Source organism: Flagellimonas algarum, assembly GCF_040513375.1.
GTDB classification, from domain to species: Bacteria; Bacteroidota; Bacteroidia; order Flavobacteriales; family Flavobacteriaceae; genus Flagellimonas_B; species Flagellimonas_B algarum.
The window spans coordinates 95,002-112,994 of sequence record NZ_JBEVTG010000003.1 but is presented as its reverse complement, the minus strand read 5'-3'; the positions used below and the strand labels follow the sequence as shown (position 1 = coordinate 112,994).

At 48.4% G+C, this 17,993-nt stretch carries 17 protein-coding genes; 11 read left to right on the top strand and 6 right to left on the bottom strand.

Annotated elements, in window-relative coordinates; genetic code table 11:
* The first annotated feature begins 185 nt into the window (after positions 1-185).
* Both ABV409_RS14215 and ABV409_RS14210 read left to right on the top strand, forming a co-directional pair.
* Entirely contained in the window at positions 186-2,735 is a 2,550-nt protein-coding gene (locus ABV409_RS14215; RefSeq protein ID WP_353878285.1) for an ATP-dependent Clp protease ATP-binding subunit, read from the top strand.
* A gap of 177 nt (positions 2,736-2,912) precedes the next feature.
* Positions 2,913-3,329 carry an STAS/SEC14 domain-containing protein gene (locus ABV409_RS14210; protein ID WP_353878284.1) on the top strand — a complete coding sequence of 139 codons (417 nt, stop codon included), beginning with the start codon at positions 2,913-2,915 and terminating at the stop codon, positions 3,327-3,329.
* Here ABV409_RS14210 and ABV409_RS14205 read toward each other — a convergent pair.
* Positions 3,326-4,870 carry an NAD(P)H-hydrate dehydratase gene (locus tag ABV409_RS14205; protein ID WP_353878283.1) on the bottom strand — a complete coding sequence of 515 codons (1,545 nt, stop codon included), beginning with the start codon at positions 4,868-4,870 and terminating at the stop codon, positions 3,326-3,328. The two genes, ABV409_RS14210 and ABV409_RS14205, sit on opposite strands and share 4 nt — an antisense overlap.
* A 242-nt stretch (positions 4,871-5,112) precedes the next feature.
* Here ABV409_RS14205 and thrA point away from each other — a divergent pair, with 242 nt between their 5' ends.
* From thrA to ABV409_RS14160, 9 genes are all read left to right on the top strand, one after another.
* Positions 5,113-7,557 carry a bifunctional aspartate kinase/homoserine dehydrogenase I gene (thrA, locus tag ABV409_RS14200; protein ID WP_353878282.1) on the top strand — a complete coding sequence of 815 codons (2,445 nt, stop codon included), beginning with the start codon at positions 5,113-5,115 and terminating at the stop codon, positions 7,555-7,557.
* A gap of 2 nt (positions 7,558-7,559) precedes the next feature.
* Positions 7,560-8,489: a homoserine kinase gene (locus tag ABV409_RS14195; protein ID WP_353878281.1), complete on the top strand. Its 930-nt coding sequence runs from the start codon at positions 7,560-7,562 to the stop codon at positions 8,487-8,489.
* Complete coding sequence (gene thrC, locus ABV409_RS14190) at positions 8,486-9,781, top strand: threonine synthase (protein ID WP_353878280.1); 1,296 nt, start codon at positions 8,486-8,488, stop codon at positions 9,779-9,781. The genes ABV409_RS14195 and thrC overlap by 4 nt, the downstream gene beginning before the upstream one ends.
* 90 nt (positions 9,782-9,871) lie before the next feature.
* Complete coding sequence (gene gcvT / locus ABV409_RS14185; protein WP_353878279.1) at positions 9,872-10,957, top strand: glycine cleavage system aminomethyltransferase GcvT; 1,086 nt, start codon at positions 9,872-9,874, stop codon at positions 10,955-10,957.
* The gene (locus tag ABV409_RS14180) at positions 10,957-11,871 is read left to right on the top strand and encodes a glutaminase (RefSeq protein ID WP_353878278.1); all 915 of its coding nucleotides are present in this window, start codon (positions 10,957-10,959) and stop codon (positions 11,869-11,871) included. Before gcvT ends, ABV409_RS14180 begins: the two co-directional genes overlap by 1 nt.
* 3 nt (positions 11,872-11,874) lie before the next feature.
* Positions 11,875-12,699 carry a sugar nucleotide-binding protein gene (locus ABV409_RS14175; protein WP_353878277.1) on the top strand — a complete coding sequence of 275 codons (825 nt, stop codon included), beginning with the start codon at positions 11,875-11,877 and terminating at the stop codon, positions 12,697-12,699.
* A gap of 17 nt (positions 12,700-12,716) precedes the next feature.
* Entirely contained in the window at positions 12,717-13,004 is a 288-nt protein-coding gene (locus tag ABV409_RS14170) for a 4a-hydroxytetrahydrobiopterin dehydratase (protein ID WP_353878276.1), read from the top strand.
* A gap of 46 nt (positions 13,005-13,050) precedes the next feature.
* Positions 13,051-13,761 carry a YebC/PmpR family DNA-binding transcriptional regulator gene (locus ABV409_RS14165; RefSeq protein ID WP_353878275.1) on the top strand — a complete coding sequence of 237 codons (711 nt, stop codon included), beginning with the start codon at positions 13,051-13,053 and terminating at the stop codon, positions 13,759-13,761.
* Positions 13,762-13,816: 55 nt separating this feature from the next.
* A complete protein-coding gene (locus tag ABV409_RS14160) occupies positions 13,817-14,308 on the top strand; it encodes a hypothetical protein (RefSeq protein ID WP_353878274.1) in 492 nt (163 codons plus the stop codon).
* Here ABV409_RS14160 and ABV409_RS14155 read toward each other — a convergent pair.
* From ABV409_RS14155 to ABV409_RS14135, 5 genes are read right to left on the bottom strand one after another with little or no spacing between them, the layout of a single operon-like run.
* A complete protein-coding gene (locus ABV409_RS14155; RefSeq protein ID WP_353878273.1) occupies positions 14,295-14,861 on the bottom strand; it encodes a 1-acyl-sn-glycerol-3-phosphate acyltransferase in 567 nt (188 codons plus the stop codon). The two genes, ABV409_RS14160 and ABV409_RS14155, sit on opposite strands and share 14 nt — an antisense overlap.
* Positions 14,861-15,988, bottom strand: a complete 1,128-nt coding sequence (locus ABV409_RS14150) for an iron-containing alcohol dehydrogenase family protein (RefSeq protein WP_353878272.1) — start codon at positions 15,986-15,988, stop codon at positions 14,861-14,863. Before ABV409_RS14150 ends, ABV409_RS14155 begins: the two co-directional genes overlap by 1 nt.
* Positions 15,989-16,687, bottom strand: coding sequence for an HAD family hydrolase (locus ABV409_RS14145; RefSeq protein WP_353878271.1), 699 nt, complete (start codon positions 16,685-16,687; stop codon positions 15,989-15,991).
* Positions 16,678-17,391: a 3-deoxy-manno-octulosonate cytidylyltransferase gene (kdsB, locus tag ABV409_RS14140; RefSeq protein WP_353878562.1), complete on the bottom strand. Its 714-nt coding sequence runs from the start codon at positions 17,389-17,391 to the stop codon at positions 16,678-16,680. The genes ABV409_RS14145 and kdsB overlap by 10 nt, the downstream gene beginning before the upstream one ends.
* Positions 17,392-17,417: 26 nt before the next feature.
* Positions 17,418-17,984, bottom strand: coding sequence for a DUF4126 domain-containing protein (locus ABV409_RS14135; protein ID WP_353878270.1), 567 nt, complete (start codon positions 17,982-17,984; stop codon positions 17,418-17,420).
* Between the last annotated feature and the right edge of the window lie 9 nt (positions 17,985-17,993).

Sequence of the window (17,993 nt, the reverse complement as noted above, 5' to 3'; positions counted from 1 at the left end):
GGGGCAATACTTTATTAAAAAAATTATCAACACGGAATATTGGCAGTTACCCCCCTAAAGAATCGTTAAAAACCAAAGAAAAATGACCTTTTTTCGTCAAATCATCCGTGTTTATCGAATATGGGTACGGTATTTGACTAGCGTTACGATACTTTTATTAATTTTAATTGCTGAAAAGAGTTTCTATGGATGATAATTTCTCCCCAAGGGTAAAAGACGTGATCGCTTACAGTAAAGAGGAAGCCTTGCGTCTCGGCCATGATTTCATCGGTACCGAACATTTGATGCTCGGCCTATTGCGCGACGGCAATGGCAAGGCGATCAATATTTTGGACGCCCTTGACGTCGACCTCGACCACTTACGCAGAAAGGTCGAGATCCTGAGTCCGGCCAACCCGAATACCAGTTCAGTTCAAAAAGACAAAAAGAACCTTCACCTGACCCGTCAGGCCGAAAGGGCATTGAAGACCACTTTTTTGGAGGCCAAGCTCTTTCAGAGTTCATCGATTAATACGGCGCATTTGTTGCTTTGCATCCTGCGTAATGAAAACGATCCAACGACCAAATTGCTGCACAAGCTCAAGGTCGACTATGACAATGTCAAGGAGCAATTCAAATCGATGATCACCAGTGACGACGATTATTTGGATACCCCGCGTGCGGAATCCTTTCCTAGCGATCCCGAAGAAACGGGCGATTCCAAGGAAAGTACCTTCGGTGCCTCGGGCAGCCAAAAAGGCAACAAAAAATCGAAAACCCCGGTCTTGGACAATTTCGGTCGTGATTTGACCAAGTTGGCCGAAGAGAACAAATTGGATCCCGTGGTCGGAAGGGAAAAGGAAATCGAGCGGGTTTCGCAGATTTTGAGCCGAAGAAAAAAGAACAATCCCTTGTTGATCGGGGAGCCCGGTGTCGGTAAGAGTGCCATCGCCGAAGGGCTTGCCTTGCGCATCATCAATAAAAAGGTCTCGCGGATCTTATATAACAAAAGGGTCGTCACCTTAGACCTTGCCTCTTTGGTAGCCGGAACCAAATACCGCGGTCAGTTCGAAGAGCGCATGAAGGCAGTGATGAACGAATTGGAAAAGAACGATGACATCATTTTGTTCATTGACGAGATCCATACCATCGTCGGGGCCGGAGGGGCCACTGGCAGTTTGGATGCCTCGAACATGTTCAAGCCCGCCCTGGCGCGTGGCGAGATCCAATGTATCGGAGCGACTACCCTTGACGAGTACCGCCAGTACATCGAAAAAGACGGGGCCCTCGAACGTCGTTTCCAAAAAGTCATGGTCGAACCTACCTCGGTGGAGGAAACCATAGAGATTTTGATGAACATCAAAGGAAAGTACGAAGATCACCACAATGTCAACTACACCGACGACGCCATCGTTGCCTGTGTCAAATTGACGAACCGCTATATGACCGATCGCTTTTTGCCTGACAAGGCCATCGATGCCCTCGATGAGGCCGGATCCCGGGTACACATCGTCAATATGGACGTTCCAAAACAGATTTTGGAACTGGAAAGCCAGTTGGAAGATGTGCGCGAGTTGAAGAATAGCGTGGTCAAAAAACAGAAATACGAAGAAGCCGCTAGGTTGCGTGACGATGAGAAACGTCTTGAAAAGGACTTGGCCTCAGCGCAAGAACGTTGGGAGGAAGAAAGCAAGCTGAACCGCGAAACCGTTTCGGAGGACAATGTAGCCGATGTGGTCTCTATGATGAGCGGGATACCCGTGAATCGCATCGCACAGACCGAAAGCAACAAATTGGCCGAACTGCCCCAATTGATCAAAGACTTCGTTATCGGTCAAGATGAGGCGGTAGTCAAGGTGGCCAAGGCGATCCAACGGAACCGTGCGGGACTGAAAGATCCGAACAAACCGATCGGGTCCTTCATTTTCTTAGGACAGACCGGTGTCGGAAAGACCCAATTGGCCAAGGTATTGGCCAAAGAGCTCTTCGATTCCGAAGATGCCTTGATCCGTATCGATATGAGCGAGTACATGGAGAAATTCGCCATTTCGAGATTGGTAGGGGCACCTCCTGGATATGTAGGATACGAAGAAGGCGGACAACTTACGGAGAAAGTCCGTAGAAAGCCCTATTCGGTCATTTTGTTGGATGAGGTCGAAAAGGCCCACCCCGACGTTTTCAATATGCTCTTACAGGTATTGGATGATGGCTTTTTGACCGATAGCTTGGGAAGAAAAATCGACTTCAGGAATACCATCATCATCATGACCTCGAATATCGGGGCGCGGCAGTTGAAGGATTTCGGACAAGGAGTAGGTTTCGGCACGGCCGCTAAAAAAGCCCAGGCCGACTCGCACCAGAAAAGCGTGATCGAAAATGCCTTGAAAAAGGCATTTGCCCCTGAATTCCTGAACCGTATCGATGATGTGATCGTGTTCAATGCCCTAGAGCGTGAAGACATTCACAAGATCATCGATATCGAATTGGATAAATTGTTCAAGCGCATCAAGGATATCGGCTATGATTTGAAACTTTCCGAAAAAGCGAAAGACTATATCGCCGAGAAAGGCTTCGACAAGCAGTATGGGGCACGACCGTTGAAACGTGCCATCCAGAAATACATCGAAGATGCCTTGGCCGAAGAGATCGTGAATTCGAATTTAAACGAAGGGGACAGTATTTTCATGGACCTCGATTCGAAAAAGGAAGAGCTCACGATAAAAATCAAAAAAGCGGAGGAATCCTCCAAAGCATAAATGCGATAGCATCGCATGCGATAAAGGCCGGTTTCGATACCGGCCTTTTTTTATGGAGCAAAGCCAACGCATCGCCAATTTTAACAGTATAAACGATATTTAAGCTTTTAATCTAGTTTTTTTCAGATTAAGGGGCCCTAAACATATTTTCGTCTCGACACTATAACGCATTGGGGAATGAAAATTGGTTTTAACAAAAAAGCCATTGTTGTAAAGGAGTACCAATTGGATATCGGACTGATCCAAGTCTTCGATAACTACATGGTCGCTACCTTTGAAGAAGGGGCTACGATTACGCTCGAGCGTGCTTACCAGATCATCGGCATCTCGGAAATCCATTTTAGACAAAAAGAATTCGGTTATATCAGCTTAAGAAAGAACTCTTATGCCGTTGATCCGATCATATACACCTATATCAGGGGGTTGGAAAACCTCAAGGCCTTCGCCATCGTTTCGAAGAAGGAAATCGATATGCACAACTTCAAGATCGAAAAACTATTCTACAAAAGGAACATGGAGTTTTTCATTGAATATGAAAATGCCGTGGCTTGGATCAAAAAACGCCTGAAGCGAAGGAAATCGAATAAGGTCTAGTCAGACTCCCCATCTACCGCAGGAGCCGCCTCTGGCGGTTTTAACAAGGCTGCATACGCTTTACCGATATGGGCTACCATCCGTGTAGCGGTAAGGGCCTCATACCCATGTTCGGCAGCCGCGATATCACTACTCAACCCATGTAGGAACACCCCGAAAACAGCGGCGGCCAAGGCCTCATATCCTTGCGCGAGCAAACCGGTAATCATTCCGGTCAATACATCACCACTACCGGCAGTGGCCATACCCGGGTTACCACTGGTGTTGATATGGCCGATACCATCGGCGAAAACCAAGGTATGGGCCCCTTTCAAGACCAAAATAACTTTATGGACTTTTGAAAATTCGGCAGCTTTCGCCACCTTTTCAAAATCGTCCTTCCACGCACCTACCAAACGCTCGAATTCTTTGGGATGGGGCGTTAAAATGGCATGTTCGGGCAGGGCTTCGAGCAGGCTCTTGTCTTGAGCCAAAAGATTCAGCGCGTCAGCATCAATGACCAAAGGTGCCCGGACCTTCTTCAAGAACCCCTTGAATGCTTTAAGCGTGGTCGCTTCCGTGCCCATACCGATTCCGATACCTATAGCTTTGAAATCACCATCCACATCGATCTCGGAGAGTTGATCATCACCATCGTCGACCTGTACCATGATTTCGGGCAAAGCGGTTTGTAAAGGAAGGTAGCCACATTCGGGTACCAGGGCGGTGACCAATCCGCTGCCCACGTTCAAACAGGCGTTCGCAGCGAGTTGTACGGCACCCATCTTACCATAGCTCCCACCGATGATCAACGAATGCCCATAGGTGCCCTTGTGGGAGAATTTATACCTTGGGCGATATAGTGGCAGCAGCTCATTACGGCCGATGAGTCCGAAATCGGTCTGTGTATTGCCCAAATAGGTAGGCGACAAACCGATATCCAAAACCTCCCATTGGTTGAGATATACCCCGGTCTGGGGCAAGAAAAAGGGCAGTTTCGGTGCCTGGAAACTCAACACATAATTGGCATTGATTACCCGGTCGGGATGTTCGGGCACCCGGTCCATAAAAAGTCCCGAAGGAATATCGATCGATAAAATGAAGGCCCTACTCGCATTCAAGTGGGTAATCAACTCCCCTACCCAGGGATCTGGAGCGCGATTCAAACCGATACCGAAAATCGCATCAACAATGATATCATCAACACCGATTTCAGGCAGGGAAGCGGCTGATTCCAAAAAATTGGGCCATACTTTCCGTTCTTTCAAACGACTCAGGTTCGTCAAAAAATCAGCCGACCTTTTGTCGCTGTAATTGACCACATAGGTATCGAAGTTGTAGCCGTTTTCAAAAAGCATCCTGGCCAACGCCATGCCGTCACCACCGTTGTTACCGATTCCACAAAACAAGTGTATCTTGACCTGGGCCCCTTGCATTCGCTTATGGATCCAATCGAATATGCGCTCTGCAGCGCGCTCCATCAAGAGGTCGCTTGAAATCTGCTGTTCGGCTATTGTGAATTTATCAGCTTCATAGATCTGATTGGCGGAAAATATCTTCATTTACTAATTCTAAAAGGGGTTTGTTGTCAAATTGACAAAAATTTTGGAAACATTGGCAAGGGTTCGCAAAAGCGGTACATTTGAAGCCACATTTGTCATGCAAGTTAAACAAACGGACATAAAACCAGCATCGATCGGTAGCTTCTTCACCCGCACCATTACCGGTATTACCCCTTTGGGGTAAACTACTATTCATATCACGTCCGTACAATCCATGCTATCATTTCATAATCCGTTGACTCATGAAAGTCTTAAAATTTGGTGGAACATCCGTAGCCAATTCTGAAAACATACAGCGCGTTAAAGCGATCGTCGAAGGCACCCAAGCCATAAAAACCGCCGTCGTCGTCTCTGCCCTTGGTGGGGTTACCGACCTACTCCTCAATGCCTTACAGACAGCATCAAGCCGTGATTTGGGCTATGAAAACCATATGACCGAAATCGAAGAACGCCATATAGATACGATCAAGTCCCTCTTTCCGATTACCGAACAGAGCGGCATTTTGGGTAAGGTGAAGGCCGAGTTGAACGACTTGGAAACCCTTTTGGAAGGGGCTTTTCTCATCGGGGAACAAACCGTGAAATTATCCGATAAGGTGGTGAGTTACGGTGAATTGCTTTCGTCGTTCATCATCAGTGAATTTTTCAAATCAGCGGGCCTCGATGCCTGTTTGATGGATGCCCGTCGTCTCATCACCACCGATGCCAACTTCGGACAGGCGCGGGTCGATTTCGAGCTAACCAATACACAATGCAAGAATTTTTTCGATAATGTCAACGAACAGGTAGTTGTCGTTCCCGGCTTCGTGGCCTCTTCCCATAGCGGTGAATCGACGACTTTAGGACGGGGTGGATCGGATTACACGGCCGCTATTTTGGCGGCGGCTTGCCAGTCGGAGTCCCTGGAAATTTGGACTGATGTGAGTGGCATGTATACCGCGAATCCGAAGCTGGTACGCCAAGCGCGCCGAGTGGCCCATATTTCCTACGAAGAAGCCATGGAACTTTCCCATTTCGGCGCGAAGGTACTGTATCCGCCTACCGTACAGCCGGTCTTAAGCCTTGGTATTCCCATTGTCATCAAAAACACCTTCGCACCTGAAGATGAAGGTACGCTGATCACCAAGAATAAAAACGGTAAAGGGAAGACCGTTCGCGGTATCAGCCATGTCGGCGAGATTGCGCTGTTATCCCTAGAAGGTCCTGGAATGGTTGGCGTCCCCGGAATTTCGAAACGTTTTTTCGAGACCCTTTCCTTAGAACGCATTAGCGTTGTAATGATCACCCAAGCCTCTTCGGAACACTCGATTTGTGTCGGTATCGCGCAAAAAGACTGTGACAAAGCGGTTGCGGCCCTGAATGAGGCCTTTACCTATGAAATCAGTACGAAAACACTATATCCCATTAGTATTGAGGATGGTTTGGCCATCATCGCCTTGGTAGGTGATAATATGAAGAGCCACCAAGGGCTCAGTGGTAAAATGTTCAGCACCCTTGGCCGAAACAACGTCAATATCAGGGCCATTGCCCAAGGGGCGTCCGAACGGAATATTTCAGCGGTCATCGGGGAACAGGATGTCAAAAAAGCGTTGAACGCACTGCACGAAGCATTCTTTGAATCGCATGTCAAACAGCTGAACCTCTTCGTGATGGGCGTTGGTAACGTAGGAGCGAAATTTTTGGAACAGATACGATCACAAGGGGCGTATTTAAAAGAAGCACTTGAATTGAACGTTCGGGTTATCGGCATTTCGAATTCACGAAAAATGGTGTTCGATGAAAACGGTATCGATTTGAACCAATGGGAGTCCAAACTCGATTCCGGATCAAAAGCGGATAGTTCGGCCTTCGTTGACAACGTGAAACAGCTCAACCTGCGCAATAGCATCTTTGTGGACAACACTGACAGTGCGGCCATCTCAGCCCAATATCAGGCCTATTTGAAAAACAGCATTTCGATCGTGACCTGTAATAAGATCGCCTGTTCTTCGGAATACGCGGGGTATCGCGAATTGAAAACCTTGTCAAAAAAATACGGTGCACCCTTTTTGTTCGAGACCAACGTCGGTGCCGGCCTTCCCATCATCGATACCTTGAAGCACCTCATTGCGTCAGGTGATAAGATCCAACGGATCCAAGCGGTGTTATCAGGGAGCTTGAATTTCGTCTTCAACAACTTCAAGGCGGATACCACCTTTCACGATGTGGTCAAGGAAGCGCAAGAACAAGGGTATACCGAACCGGACCCCACCATCGATCTAAGCGGCATCGATGTGATGCGAAAGATATTGATCTTGGCGCGTGAAAGCGGTTTTGAATTGGAAATCGACGACATTGAGAACCAGGGCTTCTTGCCACAAGAAAGCTTGGAAGCCGAATCGAACGAAGCGTTTTTTGAATCGCTGAAAAAGCATGAGGCGGCCTTTCAATCGCTTTACCAAAATGCGGCTTCCAAGAACTGCCGGTTGAAATACGTGGCCGAATTCGAAAATGGGAACGCCAAGGTAGGCTTGAAAGAAATCCCCGAAGGTCATGATTTTTATAATCTGGAGGGAAGTGACAATATCGTCCTCTTCTTCACAGAACGCTACAGCGATCAACCTTTGATCATCAAGGGCGCCGGAGCCGGGGCCGCGGTTACCGCTTCCGGAATTTTTGCCGACATCATAAGAATTGGTAATTTTTGAGTATGGAATCCATTCGTGTTTTTTGCCCGGCGACCGTAGCCAATGTCTCTTGCGGTTTCGATGTACTGGGTTTGGCCTTACAATCGGTAGGTGATGTAATGATCATTCGGAAAGATCCGAAACCTGGGGTTCGGATCACCAAGATCAGCGGTCAGGACCTTCCCCTTGAAACGGAAAAAAACGTTGCTGGTGTCGCTGCACTTGCTTTGCTTGAAACCTTGGACCATCAAGGGGGTTTTTCTATCGAAATCCATAAAAAAATCAAACCTGGAAGTGGGATCGGCAGTAGTGCCGCCAGTTCCGCTGGGGCGGTTTGGGGCATCAACGAACTTTTGGGCCGTCCGTTTACACCATTGCAATTGGTAGGTTTCGCCATGAAGGGTGAAGAATTGGCCAGTCAAGTAGCCCATGCCGACAATGTAGCCCCTGCACTTTTCGGGGGCTTTACGCTGGTACGGAGCTACGATCCCCTTGACATCGTGCCGATTCCGGTACCCGATGCCTTGCACGCAGTGGTATTGCACCCACAGATCGAAGTTAAAACATCCGATTCGCGAAAAATATTGAAGACCAACATTACCCTGAACCAAGGAATTCGGCAGTGGGGGAATTTGGGTGGATTGATCGCCGGTCTTTTCACCGAGGATTACGACCTCATTGGACGCTCTTTGGAAGACCATATCGTCGAACCGATACGGTCCATTCTGATACCTGGATTCGATGGTGTGAAAAAAGCCGCCCTTGAGGCCAATGCCTTGGGAGTAGGCATCTCTGGATCGGGACCTTCAATATTCGCTTTGGCAAATGGAGCTTCCGATGCCGAAAAAATTGCGGAACGAATGGCTGGATTTTATTCCGGGTTAGATGTTCCTTTCGAAATCCATGTTTCAAAAATAGCCGTCCAAGGCACTCGAAAAACAACCGATCAATGACCTATTATAGCCTAAACCGCAAAGCCCCGAACGTCGGTTTCCGTGAAGCGGTGATCCGAGGTATCGCGCCGGATAAGGGTTTGTATTTCCCGGAGCGTATCGAACCCCTACCCGCTGCATTTTTTGAGCAGATCAACTCACTTTCAAAATTGGAGCTGGCCAAACAGGCGATGCGGCAATTCACCGAAGACGCCCTACCCGAAACCGAATTGGAATCCATTTTGGCCAAAGTCTTGGACTTTGAATTCCCGGTAGTCCCGATCACACCACGCATCGGAACCTTGGAACTGTTTCATGGCCCCACCATGGCCTTTAAGGACGTTGGTGCCCGATTTATGGCCAATTGCTTGGGCTATTTTTCCCAGGAAGGCAGTAGTGAGGTCACCGTATTGGTTGCCACATCGGGCGATACCGGAGGTGCCGTGGCCAATGGGTTCTTGGGGGTTGAAGGTGTCAAAGTGGTCATCTTGTACCCCAGCGGCAAGGTGAGTGACATCCAAGAAAAACAGCTGACTACCTTAGGACGGAATATTACGGCCCTCGAAGTGGACGGCACCTTCGATGATTGCCAAAAAATGGTCAAGACCGCCTTTTTGGATACCGATATCACCGATCAGCGCAAATTGACTTCGGCCAATAGCATCAACGTAGCCCGGTGGCTCCCGCAAATGCTCTACTTCATGCTGGCGTACCAACAAGTCAAACAAGAACATCGCAATATCGTGTTCTCCGTTCCTTCGGGCAATTTCGGTAACATCTGTGCCGGTATGGTTGCCCAGCGATTGGGAATGCCGGTCGCACAATTCATCGCCGCCACCAATAGCAATGATGTGGTACCCCACTTCATGGATCATGGCCGCTACGAACCCAAACCTTCGGTAGCGACCATATCGAATGCCATGGACGTTGGTGACCCCAGCAACTTTATCAGGATCCAAGAGCTGTTCGCTCGTGATTTCGATCAATTGAAAAAACAATTGTCCTCTTTCGCTTTCAGTGATGAACGGACCAAAGCGGCCATGGTCGAATTGGATAAGGAATCCGGGTACATCGCCGACCCCCATGGGGCCGTAGGTTACCTCGGATTACGGCAGTATTTGGAAAAGCATCCCGAACACTACGGCATTTTCTTGGAAACGGCCCACCCGGTCAAGTTCTTGGATGTAGTCGAAGCCGCTTTGGGAAAAGTCCCAGCCATCCCTGAACAGATCCAACGGTTGATGCACCTTCCAAAACAGGCTACCGCCATCGCCTCTTATGACGAATTGAAATCCTTTTTAACGGCAGGCTGATCGATTCTACCATTCGTGTTCAAAACAAATGGCAGCAGCCATAAGTAGGTCTTTTTATTTCGATAAATTTGCGCCGACTAATTTATTGAGATGAAAAATACCGCACTTACCGAGACCCATAAGGCCCTAGGGGCGAAAATGGTCGAATTTGCAGGCTATTCCATGCCCGTTTCTTATGATGGGGTAACCATAGAACATCAAACCGTTCGTGAATCGGTCGGCGTTTTCGACGTTTCGCATATGGGTGAATTCTTGATTGAAGGACCTAAAGCACTTGATCTGATCCAAAAAATCGCTTCCAACGATGCCTCCAAACTAACGGTCGGTAAGGCCCAGTACAGTTGTATGCCGAATGAAACCGGGGGTATTGTCGATGACTTGATCATCTACCGGGTCAAGGAAGCCACCTATCTGTTGGTCGTCAACGCAGCGAATATCGAGAAAGACTGGAACCATATCGCGAAATATAATGCCTCGTTCGGGGCTGAAATGCGCAATATCAGTGAGGGGTATTCCTTGCTGGCCATTCAAGGGCCCAAGGCCGTCGAAGCTATGCAACCCCTAAGTTCGCATGATCTTGCCGACATCAAGTTCTACAACTTCGTCGTCGGTGATTTTGCGGGAATCGACCACGTTATCATTTCGGCCACGGGTTATACAGGATCCGGTGGATTCGAAATCTACTGTAAGAACGATGAAGTACAACAAGTCTGGGACCGGGTATTCGAGGCCGGTAAAGCCTACGGTATTAAGCCGATAGGACTCGCGGCCCGTGATACGTTACGCTTGGAAATGGGCTACTGTCTTTATGGCAATGACATTGATGATACCACTTCCCCTTTGGAAGCCGGGTTGGGTTGGATCACGAAATTCACCAAGGATTTCGTGAACGCTGATGCCTTGGCCGAGCAAAAGGCCAATGGGGTCGATCGCAAACTTGTCGGGTTCGAAATGACCGAACGCGGTATCCCCCGTCAAGCTTATCCCATCGTTGACGCAAACGGGAGCGAAATCGGCAAGGTCACCTCAGGCACCATGTCACCTTCCTTGGAAAAAGGGATCGGTCTTGGTTATGTATCCAAAGCGTTTTCGACACAAGACACGGAGGTTTTTATCCAAATCCGTAAAAAAACGGTTCGGGCGGTAGTGACCAGACCTCCATTTTATAAACCTTGATGTCGGAATTCCAAACTATTCTTGATCGTATTGCCCTCGAAGCCCGTAAAGCGGCCGATAAAGGCGTCGTGGCTTCCTATATTCCACAATTGGCCTGCATCGATGCTTCGAAATTCGGCATGGCGTTGTTAGACGGTTCGGGCGAACTGCATACCGCGGGTGACGCCCAAGAGGCGTTTTCGATCCAGAGTATTTCCAAGGTGCTGACCCTTGCTTTAGCCTTTCAGCGTTTGGGTGATTCCGTTTGGGAACGGGTGGGTTTCGAACCCTCTGGGGATCCCTTTAATCACCTATCACTGCTCGAGCAGGAAAACGGCATTCCAAGAAATCCGTTGATCAATGCTGGGGCCATCACCATCGCCGATATCCTGGTCAGTGAATTTCAAGACCCGAAGGCCGAGTTTTTGGATTTTGTCAGAAAACTGGCCAACGACCCCACCATAGACTACGATCCCGAAGTAGCCCGATCCGAAAAAGCGACTGGGTTCCGGAATTTCGCCGCGGCCAACCTCATCAAGTCTTTCGGCAATCTGAAGAACGATGTCGACGAGGTCCTCGATTTCTATTTTCATCAATGTGCCTTGCACATGAGTTGCGAACAACTGGTCAACACTTTTTACGTGTTCGCGAACCGGGGCAAGTGTCTGCAACAGCTCCCCTACCTTAGCTTGAGCCAGGTCAAACGGATCAACGCCATCATGCTGAGTTGTGGGTTTTATGATGAAGCGGGAGAATTCGCCTTTAGGGTAGGCCTGCCCGGAAAAAGCGGCGTTGGCGGGGGTATCGTCGCCATTTATCCCGAACGTTTCTCTGTGGCCACCTGGTCACCCGGACTCAATGCCAAAGGAAATTCGAAACTCGGGATGTTCGCACTCGAAAAATTAACGACCGATAGCGGCCTTTCAATTTTCTAGACCTTGGAAAAAAAGAAGAAGATCCTCATCTTAGGAGCAAGTGGTTTTATCGGAAACGCCCTATACAAGGAGTTGTGTAATTACTTCGACACCTATGGCACTTATTTTACGAACCCTAGTTTCGCCAACAATCAAAAGTTCATCCAATACGACTTACAGGAAGACGATATTTTCAGGGTTGTTGAAAAAACGAGGCCCGACTTCATCATTTCGGCCCTTCGCGGTGATTTTGCCGCCCAAGTACAAGCGCATGGCCATCTTTTGGAGTACGTGGTCAAGCATCCCTGTAAACTCTACTTCATTTCTTCGGCCAATGTTTTCGATGCCTACAGCAAATATCCGTCTTACGAAAGTGACAAGACCTTATCTGAAAGTGTTTATGGCCGACTGAAGATCAAAATCGAGAACATGATGATGCGGGTACCGAAATCGAAGATCGGGATCCTAAGGGTACCTATGGTCTTTGGCAACAGCTCGCCAAGGATCAAAGAGATCAAGGGCCAGTTGGAACATAACGAACCAATCGAGGTTTTTCCGAATCTGATCATCAACGTGATCAACGATGATCGGCTCTGCCAGCAGATCCATTACCTCATCAACCGCAACCGTTCGGGAATTTTCCATTTGGGCAGTGCCGATCTGGTACACCATGAGGATTTCATTAAGGAAGTCATCTCGAGATTGGGCAACTACCATCCCGTCCTGAAAAAAGTATACACTACCAATTCGGATCGCTATCTCGCCGCCTTACCAAAAGAAAACCTCCTCCCTAAAAACCTCCGGGTCGGTTTTCAGGAAATCATCGACCACCACATCATGGTCGACTGATTTTGTTACCTTTAGGTATGACAAAATTGACCGAAACGGAAATAGAACAAGGGCTGACTTCCTTAGCGGGCTGGACCCTCGAAGAAGGCAGTATCACCAAAACCTTCACCTTTACGGATTTCAAAGAGGCTTTCGCGGTAATGACACATATCGCCTTTGAGAGCGAAGCCCGGAACCACCACCCCGAATGGTTCAATGTGTACAATCGATTGACGATCAAACTGAATACCCATGACGCCGGCGGTATCACCCAAAACGATTTCGATTTGGCAGCTTGCATTGAGCGTATTACCCAAGGCGGGTAGTCGCCGTTTTATGTAACTTTGTTTTTTTCAAACCAAAACGTAGCACATGGGTAGAGCTTTTGAATTTCGAAAAGCACGGAAAATGAAGCGATGGGCCGCAATGTCAAAGGCCTTTACGCGCATTGGAAAAGATATCGTCATGGCGGTCAAGGAGGGTGGACCCGATCCCGATGCCAATTCACGGTTAAGGGCGGTCATCCAGAATGCCAAGGCCGTCAATATGCCCAAAGACAACATCGAAAGGGCGATCAAACGGGCATCGGACAAAAACCAAGGCGACTATAAGGAAGTCTTGTTCGAAGGCTATGCCCCCCATGGCATTGCTATTTTGATCGAAACCGCTACCGATAACAATACCCGGACCGTTGCCAATATCAGAAGCTATTTCAACAAATGCAACGGCAGTTTGGGCACCTCTGGTTCGGTAGAGTTCATGTTCGACCATACCTGTAATTTCAGGATCAATGCCGAAGACATCGACCCAGAGGAACTTGAATTGGAGATGATCGATTTCGGTGCCGAAGAGGTGTTCGTTGATGATGACGGGATTTTGATCTATGCCCCTTTCGGATCTTTCGGTGACATCCAAAAGGAATTGGAATCACGTGAAATCGAAATCCTGTCCTCCGGTTTCGAACGTATTCCGCAAGTGACCAAAACGCTATCGGAAGAACAAGTGGCCGATGTCGAAAAACTTCTAGAGAAAATCGAGGAAGACGATGACGTGCAGAACGTCTACCATACGATGCAAGAATAACCGGAATCGCTGTTATTTTTAGCCGTTTTAATCGACGAAACCAAAAAGCACTCCCATGAAATTACGTATCGCTCTGGTTTTTTATTGTCTCAGCTTGGGTGTTATGGCGCAAAACATGACCGCTGAAAAATTAGTGGCCATCATCGAACAGGAAGCGGACACCACGATCCAACAGGGTAATTCGATCCAATTCCTATTTAATGAGACCATGTTGATTTCGATTTACGATGTCAATGCGAACCGGATGCGGATCATATCCCCGATAATCGAACGTGAAAAACTGACCGAAGATGAGCTGCTCAACGCCCTGGTCGCCAATTTCCATTCGGCCTTGGATGTAAAGTATGCCCTAAGTGATGAAATCATTTGGTCGGTCTACGCCCACCCTCTAAGGGAACTTTCGGAGGCCCAGGTCATCGATGCCATTCAACAGGTTTATGCGGCGGCGCTGACGTTCGGAGGTTCGTATTCGAGTACCAACCTCGTTTTTCCGGGCAATTCGAACAAAAAGGAGTCGCCCAAACCCAAAGTCCTTAAGAAGACGTAGCTTCGGAAACCCCGAAACTATAGGCGGGCACCCTCCCTTGAACCCCTTCGAAAAACTTGCGGACCTTCCGAAAATCACGGTTGATATCGTTGGTGGTTTCAAAGGGTTCGGAAATTTTCACTTGTTTTTTACCAAAATCAAAGGCCACCATCACAATGGGGACCTGGGCCTTTTTGGCGATATAATAAAAGCCCGTTTTCAGTGCCTTCACCTTTTTTCGGGTGCCTTCAGGAGCCAAAGCGAAACGAAAGATCTTCCGCTGCTTGAAGAGGTTCACCACGGCATCGACGGAGTTATTGGCCGCACTGCGATCTACCGGGGCGCCGCCGGTGATTCTGAAAAACCATCCGAAAGGGGGTTTGAACAGGCTTTTCTTACCGATATAGTTAATTTGCTGGTTGACGACACTACGGACGATTAGCCCTAAAGGAAAATCGAGCCAGTGCGTATGGGGTACGACGATCACCACACATTGCTTCAGCTCCGGAAAACGCCCGATGAGCTGCCAACGCATCAGCTTGTAAAATATGAATTTTGAAAACTGGTGGATCATTAAATTTTTTGGTAAATGCTGCGGAGGGTATCCCGATCGATCTTGGCCTCCCAATCCTGGCCCAAAGCATTCTCCCAAAGTGGGGCCATAGAGAGGGCAACTGAGATCATCGTATCCATGCGTTCCGGTGATAGCCCCGAACAAAGCCCTTGGGGCAATGAAATACCGTGTTTGTCCATCATGCGATGAAAGGTGGCCACGCCCTCTGGATAATAGGCTTCAAGATGTTGGAACACCAAACAATTGCCGATACCATGTTTGACCCCCAGCACATACGATAAGCCATAACTCAAAGCATGGGCGATCCCCACTTGTGAGTAGGCGATGCTCATACCTCCATGCCAAGAGGCCATCATGAGTTGTTCTTCTTTGTCTTTCTCGCAACCATCGCCCAAAAAGACTTCAAGGCAAAGATCCATCGCTTTTTCCCCATAGCTCTTGCTAAAGGCGTTCAAATAGGTCCCGTTCAACGACTCCACGCAGTGGATAAAGCAATCCATACCCGTGTAAAACCATTGTGCTTTAGGAACCGTGGCTAACAAATTGGGATCAAGGACTACTTGATCATAGGTCGTAAAATCGGAGTTGATCCCCAGCTTCTTTTCAGGCCCCATCAGCACGGTGGTGCGCGATACTTCGGCACCGGTACCACTGATGGTGGGTATGCCCACGTGATACAAAGCGGGTTTGCCAACCAGATCCCAACCCTGGTAGTTTGCCGCACTACCCGCATTGGTCATCATTAAAGCCACTGCCTTAGCCAAATCGAGTAAGGTACCCCCGCCGATTCCGATGATCCCTGATGGCGTTTCGTCGAATTCTTCTTTGATCGCGGCCACCAAAGCATCGACTTGGGCGGTTTTGGGTTCCTCATCGGCTGGGATGAAGATGATTTTATCATTGAATAACCACGGAATACGCTGTGCGAACTCGCTACCTTCAAAAAAAGCATCGACCAAAAAAATCATCGGCGCATCGGAATTCTTGCGTTTTGGCAGCAGAATATCGGCCAATTGCCCGAAAGACCCCCGTCCGAATACCACCCTAGGCACCATTGGAAAATTACGGTATGTAGTCTTTTCGTGCAGGATTCCTTGATTTTGGTTGCTATCGTTCTCGGTCTTCATTCAATTCAAATAGGTCAATAGTTCTTTGATACCGCCCAACTTCATGTGCCCGTTCACCTGTTCTTCGGCCACCATCTCATGTGCCCAAGTGGTATGGAACGGAATATGAACGGCCCTGGCCCCAATATTCAAAACGGGCAATATATCGGACTTCAGTGAATTGCCCACCATCATGAACTCCTTGACATCGATATTCAAATGGGAAAGCAAATTGCTGTAGTTGACTTCTTTCTTATCGCTCAAAACCTCGACATGTTGGAAGTATTTCGACAAACCGGAGCGTTCCAATTTACGTTCTTGGTCGAGCAGGTCACCTTTGGTCAATACGATCAGTCGGTAGCTTTTCGACAATGCTTCCAGCACTTCTTCAACCCCATCGAGCAATTCGACGGGGTGGTCGATCATACGCTTGCCCAAGTCCAAGATCTCACCGATCGTTTGTTGGGGTATGGTATGGTTCGAAAGGTCGAGCGCCGATTCGACCATGGAGAGCACAAAACCTTTGATCCCGTACCCGTATAAGGCCAAATTATCCATTTCCACTTTGAACAACTCCTGATCGATCTTGTTCTTGGTTTCGAACCCTTGAAGCAGATCGGCAAACTTCTCCTCGGTCTCCCGAAAATAAGTCTCGTTGACCCATAGGGTGTCATCGGCGTCGAATGCTATGGTTTTTATGTTGTCAAAGTTCACTTCCATTCCTTTACGGCCTTTTCGAGATCTTCAGGCGTATCGATTTCGATACCCGTGACGTGGGTCTCCACCATCTTTATTTTTTTTCCGTACTCCAAATAGCGAATGGCCTCAATTTTTTCGGTCGCCTCCAAGGTCAACATCGGTAAACGTTGAAAATCTTCCAAGGCCCTTTTTCGAAAGGCATAGATGCCCTTGTGTTTGTAATAGGTGGTCTCGACACCCTTATCGCGAGGATACGGAATCGGGGAGCGTGAAAAATACAAAGCGAAATTACGGTTATCGACTATCACTTTTACGGTATTCGGGTTTTCGATTTCGGCCCAGTCGGTAATGGGGGTCATTAAGGATGCCAAATCGATTTCAGATCGATCGTCATGCCGAAAAACATCAATGACCTTTTCAAGACTGGCTTTATCGATAAAGGGTTCATCACCCTGAACATTGATGGCGATATCCACCTCGAGATCCATTACGGCCTCTGCAATACGGTCCGAACCACTTTCGTGGGTTCCCTTACTCATGATGGCTTGGCCACCGATTCCGATGATCAGCTCGTAGATCATTTTGCTGTCGGTCACCACATAGACCGCATCGAACAAACCGGTATCGCGTACCGCTTCGTAGGTACGCTGGATAACGGGTTTTCCCGAAAGATCTTGCATTAGTTTACCCGGAAACCGCGAGGCTTTGTAACGCGCCGGAATCATGGAAATTACTCGCACGGAATTCGATTTTAATCTCGTTTAGGTCGCAATCTACGATAGATCCTAAAAATAACGATAAGAATAACGATGACCAAAACGGCAGCGAGAATTGGAGCGAATATGGATGCAGTGGTAACGGCTACAGCCGTGCCTGTTTCAACGGTTGCTACGACCGGATTGGCCACCCCGCCCGTGGTCGCCGTCGAGGTCAACCTGCCGGCCGCATTGGCCCCTTTGATGGCCGAGGCCGTGCCCCCGCCCGCAATAATGGCCAACGACCAAGTGATGACCGGATCTAAATCCGCAATGGTCGAAACCATCACGGCGGTTCCTGCGATTGCTGCCAACGGCAAGGCGATGGTATCGAGTGCATTATCGACCCATGGAATGAAATAGGCGAATATTTCGACCAATGTGGCAATCCCTAGGGTCAATACCGCCGCCAAACTACCGATCCATTGCCAGCTTTCATTGAGTTCCCAAACGTCGAAATAAGCCGCCAAACTCAGTGCGAAAAGCGGCAAGAAAACCCTGAAACCGGCCGAGGCCGCCAAGCCCACACCTAAAAAAATACTGAGTACCGTCTCTGGAGTCATGCCAATGCT

What these genes read in the sequence shown, in the direction of transcription:
- ABV409_RS14215 (WP_353878285.1), top strand. Translation starts at nt 186, where the DNA reads ATGGATGATAATTTCTCCCCAAGGGTAAAAGACGTGATCGCTTACAGT.
- ABV409_RS14210 (WP_353878284.1), top strand. Translation starts at nt 2,913, where the DNA reads ATGAAAATTGGTTTTAACAAAAAAGCCATTGTTGTAAAGGAGTACCAA.
- ABV409_RS14205 (WP_353878283.1), bottom strand. Translation starts at nt 4,870, where the DNA reads ATGAAGATATTTTCCGCCAATCAGATCTATGAAGCTGATAAATTCACA.
- thrA (WP_353878282.1), top strand. Translation starts at nt 5,113, where the DNA reads ATGAAAGTCTTAAAATTTGGTGGAACATCCGTAGCCAATTCTGAAAAC.
- ABV409_RS14195 (WP_353878281.1), top strand. Translation starts at nt 7,560, where the DNA reads ATGGAATCCATTCGTGTTTTTTGCCCGGCGACCGTAGCCAATGTCTCT.
- thrC (WP_353878280.1), top strand. Translation starts at nt 8,486, where the DNA reads ATGACCTATTATAGCCTAAACCGCAAAGCCCCGAACGTCGGTTTCCGT.
- gcvT (WP_353878279.1), top strand. Translation starts at nt 9,872, where the DNA reads ATGAAAAATACCGCACTTACCGAGACCCATAAGGCCCTAGGGGCGAAA.
- ABV409_RS14180 (WP_353878278.1), top strand. Translation starts at nt 10,957, where the DNA reads ATGTCGGAATTCCAAACTATTCTTGATCGTATTGCCCTCGAAGCCCGT.
- ABV409_RS14170 (WP_353878276.1), top strand. Translation starts at nt 12,717, where the DNA reads ATGACAAAATTGACCGAAACGGAAATAGAACAAGGGCTGACTTCCTTA.
- ABV409_RS14165 (WP_353878275.1), top strand. Translation starts at nt 13,051, where the DNA reads ATGGGTAGAGCTTTTGAATTTCGAAAAGCACGGAAAATGAAGCGATGG.
- ABV409_RS14160 (WP_353878274.1), top strand. Translation starts at nt 13,817, where the DNA reads ATGAAATTACGTATCGCTCTGGTTTTTTATTGTCTCAGCTTGGGTGTT.
- ABV409_RS14155 (WP_353878273.1), bottom strand. Translation starts at nt 14,861, where the DNA reads ATGATCCACCAGTTTTCAAAATTCATATTTTACAAGCTGATGCGTTGG.
- ABV409_RS14150 (WP_353878272.1), bottom strand. Translation starts at nt 15,988, where the DNA reads ATGAAGACCGAGAACGATAGCAACCAAAATCAAGGAATCCTGCACGAA.
- ABV409_RS14145 (WP_353878271.1), bottom strand. Translation starts at nt 16,687, where the DNA reads ATGGAAGTGAACTTTGACAACATAAAAACCATAGCATTCGACGCCGAT.
- kdsB (WP_353878562.1), bottom strand. Translation starts at nt 17,391, where the DNA reads ATGATTCCGGCGCGTTACAAAGCCTCGCGGTTTCCGGGTAAACTAATG.
- ABV409_RS14135 (WP_353878270.1), bottom strand. Translation starts at nt 17,984, where the DNA reads ATGACTCCAGAGACGGTACTCAGTATTTTTTTAGGTGTGGGCTTGGCG.